The 3,787-nt window shown below is 63.9% G+C and carries 5 protein-coding genes; 1 reads left to right on the top strand and 4 read right to left on the bottom strand.

What is annotated here, in order from left to right; all coding sequences use genetic code 11:
* From MOV74_RS33515 to MOV74_RS33500, 4 genes are all read right to left on the bottom strand, one after another.
* Positions 1 to 277: ABC transporter permease (locus tag MOV74_RS33515; RefSeq protein WP_404979215.1), on the bottom strand; the 277-nt coding region annotated here is incomplete at its 3' end.
* Positions 274 to 1,149: an ABC transporter permease gene (locus tag MOV74_RS33510; protein WP_246931267.1), complete on the bottom strand. Its 876-nt coding sequence runs from the start codon at positions 1,147 to 1,149 to the stop codon at positions 274 to 276. The genes MOV74_RS33515 and MOV74_RS33510, both read right to left, overlap by 4 nt.
* Complete coding sequence (locus tag MOV74_RS33505; protein ID WP_246931266.1) at positions 1,146 to 2,186, bottom strand: ABC transporter ATP-binding protein; 1,041 nt, start codon at positions 2,184 to 2,186, stop codon at positions 1,146 to 1,148. The genes MOV74_RS33510 and MOV74_RS33505 overlap by 4 nt, the downstream gene beginning before the upstream one ends.
* Before the next feature lie 27 nt (positions 2,187 to 2,213).
* Positions 2,214 to 3,248 (bottom strand): ABC transporter substrate-binding protein, encoded by a 1,035-nt coding sequence (locus tag MOV74_RS33500; RefSeq protein ID WP_246931265.1) that lies wholly within the window; start codon positions 3,246 to 3,248, stop codon positions 2,214 to 2,216.
* A 271-nt stretch (positions 3,249 to 3,519) separates the two neighbouring features.
* Here MOV74_RS33500 and MOV74_RS33495 point away from each other — a divergent pair.
* Positions 3,520 to 3,787, top strand: a 268-nt coding sequence (locus MOV74_RS33495; RefSeq protein ID WP_246931264.1) for a LysR family transcriptional regulator, incomplete at its 3' end; no start/stop codon positions are given.

The raw sequence follows: 3,787 nt of genomic DNA, 5'->3' as shown, positions 1-3,787 counted from the left end.
GGAAACGATGGCGCGCGATCGCCAGCGCCGCCGGCACCGCGAACAGCAGCGCCACCAAGGACGACAGCGCGCCGAGCCCGAGGCTGACCCAGAAGGCGTGGATGAATTCAGGATAGTTGGCGATGGTCCTGAACCAGCGCAGCGAGAAGCCGTTGGTCGGCAGCGACAGAAAACCCTCTGGCGTGAAGGCGACGAGGCAGACCACCAGGATCGGCGCCACCATGACGATGACGAAGATGGCGTGGAAGATCAACGCCAGCGGACTGTTCCGTCTCATCGGAACACCTCCGCATAGCGGCGCTCGATCAGCGCGTTGCTGCCGACGACAATCAGCACCAGTGCGACCAGCAGCAGCGTCGCTACGGCCGCGCCGAGCGGCCAGTTCAGCGTGTTGAGGAATTCGTCATAGGCGAGCGTCGCCGCGACCTTGAGCCGGCGGCCGCCGATGATCGCCGGCGTCGCAAAGGCGCTGGCCGAGAGCGAGAACACGATGATCGCGCCAGACAGCACGCCCGGCATGATCTGCGGCATGATGATGCGGCGAATGATGGTGGCGGGACCGGCACCGAGCGACATCGCGGCATTCTCGATCTGCGGATCCAGGCGCTGCAGCGCCGCCCACACCGAGAGCACCATGAACGGCATCATCACATGCGCGAGCGCGACGACCATGCCGGTTTCGGTGAACATGAAGGGAATGGGGGATCGGATCACCCCGAGCGACATCAAGAGCTTGTTGACGAGCCCGTTGTTGCCGCCGAACAGCAGCGCCCAGCCGAGCGTCCGCGCCACCACGGAGATCAAGAGCGGCCCGAGAATGATCAGCAGGAAGAAGCTCTTCCAGCGGCCGCTCATGCGGTTGAGGATGTAGGCTTCGGGCGCGCCGAGCAGCGCGGTGAGCAGCGTGGTCAGGATCGCGATTCGAAACGTCCGCCAGAACATTTCCGCGTAATAGGGATCGGTCGCGATCTCGTGCCAGTTCTTGAGGATGAAGACCGGCTCGATGCCCTTGTACTGGCCCCAATCGTGGAACGACAGCATCACGGTCATCGCCAGCGGGATCAGCAGCACGCCCACGAACAGCAACAGGGCGGGCGCCGTCAGCGCCCATGGCGCACGGGCGTTACGTTCCTCGGTCGCGGCGCTCATGTGGCCGGCCTCGCACGCACGCTCATGTCCTCGGGCCGCCAGGTGAGACGAACCGCCGCGCCCTCGATCGGCTGCGCTGTGCCGTCGTTCTGCCGGATCACGATCGCCGGGCCGCATTCGCTCTCGCACTGGAATAGCCAGTGGTTGCCCTGGAAGATGCGCGTGACGATTTTCGCGCCGAGGCCCGCATCGCCAAAGCCGATGCGCTCGGGGCGGATGCTGACGGTCACGGGACCGTTGAGGCCAGCGGGCGCGGGCACGCTCCAGGAACCCGCCATCAATTGCGCCGGCGCGACGCTCCGGTCGATCGCCCCGGCAAAATCGTTGGTCTTGCCGAGGAACTGCGAGACGAAGGCCGAGGCCGGCTTCTCATAAGTGTCCTGCGGCGAACCGATCTGCTCGATGCGGCCCTGGCTCATCACCACGATGCGGTCCGACAGCGACATCGCCTCGTTCTGATCGTGGGTGACCAGGATCGTGGTGGTGCCGATGGTGCGCTGGATCTGGCGCAGCTCGATCTGCATCTCCTCGCGCAGTTTTGCATCGAGGTTCGACAGCGGCTCGTCGAGCAGCAGCACGCTCGGCTTGATCACCAGCGCGCGCGCCAGCGCCACGCGCTGCTGTTGTCCGCCGGACATGCGGCGCGGATGGCGGTCCTCGTAGCCGGCGAGCCCGACCATCGCGAGCGCGGCACGCACGCGCTCGGCCCGCTCGTTGCGCGACACATTGCGCATTTCCAGACCGAAGGCGACGTTCTCCGCCGCGGTCATGTGCGGAAACAGCGCGTAGCTCTGGAACACGATGCCGAGCCCGCGCTTGGCGGGATGGATCGCGGTCAGATCCTTGCCCTCGAGGCGGATCGCGCCGCGCGTGGGATCAAGGAAGCCCGCGATCATCTGCAACGTCGTGGTCTTGCCGCAGCCGGACGGGCCGAGGAAGGAGATGAACTCCCCCTTCCCCACCGACAGACTGAAGTCGTCGACCACAGTCTGCGCGCCGAACTGCTTTGCGACCCGATCGAGCTCGAGATAGGCCATGCGCTGTCTCCGCTAGCGACGATCAGATCAGCGCTCGACCTCACGATTCCAGCGCTTGGTCCACTCCTCGCGCTTCTCGTTGATGATGGTCCAGTCCGGATTATAGAGCTTCGCCGCGCGCTCGCCGATCGGCGCCATCTTGCCGAGCTCCGGCGGGATCACCAGCGATTTCAGCACCGGGCCGTAGCCGTAATCCTTCAGCATCACGAGCTGGACCTTTGGATCGAGCAGCATCTTGACGAAGCTCGCCGCCAGCGGCGAGGCGTTCGGCTTGTTGATTGGGCACGCCGTCGTCAGCAGCGTCGCGGCGCCTTCCTTGGGATAGACGAAGTCGACGGGAAAGCCGGTATTGGCAAAGCTCTGCACGCGGCCGGTGCCCCACACCGCGATCACGGCCTGACCGGATTGGAACAGCTCGGTCATCTTGCCCGGCGACGGCTCATAGGCGAGCACGTTCGGATTGACCTCTTCCTTGAAGATCTTGAAGCCGGAATCGACATTGGTCTCGCCGCCGCCGTTCATCTTCGACAGCATCACCAGCGCTTCGAGACCGTACGTGTTGTTGATCGGCGGGATCACGAGCTGCTTGGCGTACTTCGTGTCCTTCAGGTCGTTCCACGACGTCGGCGGCGCCCAGCCTTTCTCCTTGAACACCTTGGTGTTGTACATCAGGCCGGTCGCGACGATGCCGATCGCAACCGCGCGATCGTCCTTGAAGCGCGCGGTGTCGTAGAGATCCGTGGGGAGACCTTCGAGCTTGCCGCAGAATCCGAGCTGGATCGCCTGATACATCGGGCCGTCATCGACGATGGCGACGTCGATCTGCTGATTGCCCTTCTGCGCCTGAAGCTTGGCCAGCGTGTCGGTGGAGTTGCCGGCGACGTATTCGACCTTGACGCCGTTCTCCTTCTCGAAGGCCGGGATCACCTCGTCGCGGATCGTCTTCTCGAACGAGCCGCCATAGCCGGCGACATAGAGCGTCTTTTGCTGGGCCGAGGCGACTGACGGGACGGCGATGAGCGCTGCGATGCTGACCGCGGTCAAAAGGCGAAAAGTCTTCATGGGGACCGATCTCCATACCGGAATGAGGTGACGTACCGACAAATCTCCGACTGGGGCGCCTTCCGCATTTCCTTCCGCGTTAATCCTTTCCGACCAGGGCTCCGGCCCCTGCTCGGCGGGTTTTGACGCGATTTGGAGGTTTGACCCCCTCCAATCTGCCGAAAAAGCGGGCTGGCTCCAGCTCTGATGAAAAAGATCGCAACCTATACTTCCATCGTCCAATGAATAATGGCAACCTCTGTATGCCTAAATGTTATGAATGGAATTCGAGATGGCGCGGATCAATTCGCGGCAGGTGGAGGCTTTCCGCGCGACGATGCTCACCGGCAGCGTCACCGAGGCGGCGAAGCTGATGGTGGTGACGCAGCCCGCGGTCAGCCGCTTGCTGCGCGACTTCCAGGCGCTGCTGAAGATGGAGCTGTTCGAGCGACGCGGCACCGGCCTCGTGCCGACCGCCGCGGCGATGGCGCTTTATACTGAAGTCGAGCGCTCCTTCGTCGGTCTCGAGCGCATCACCGCGGCAGCCGAGGAAATCCGCG

The organism is Bradyrhizobium sp. SHOUNA76, from assembly GCF_023006445.1.
Classification (GTDB): domain Bacteria; phylum Pseudomonadota; class Alphaproteobacteria; order Rhizobiales; family Xanthobacteraceae; genus Bradyrhizobium.
This window is presented reverse-complemented; position numbering and strand designations above follow the sequence as displayed.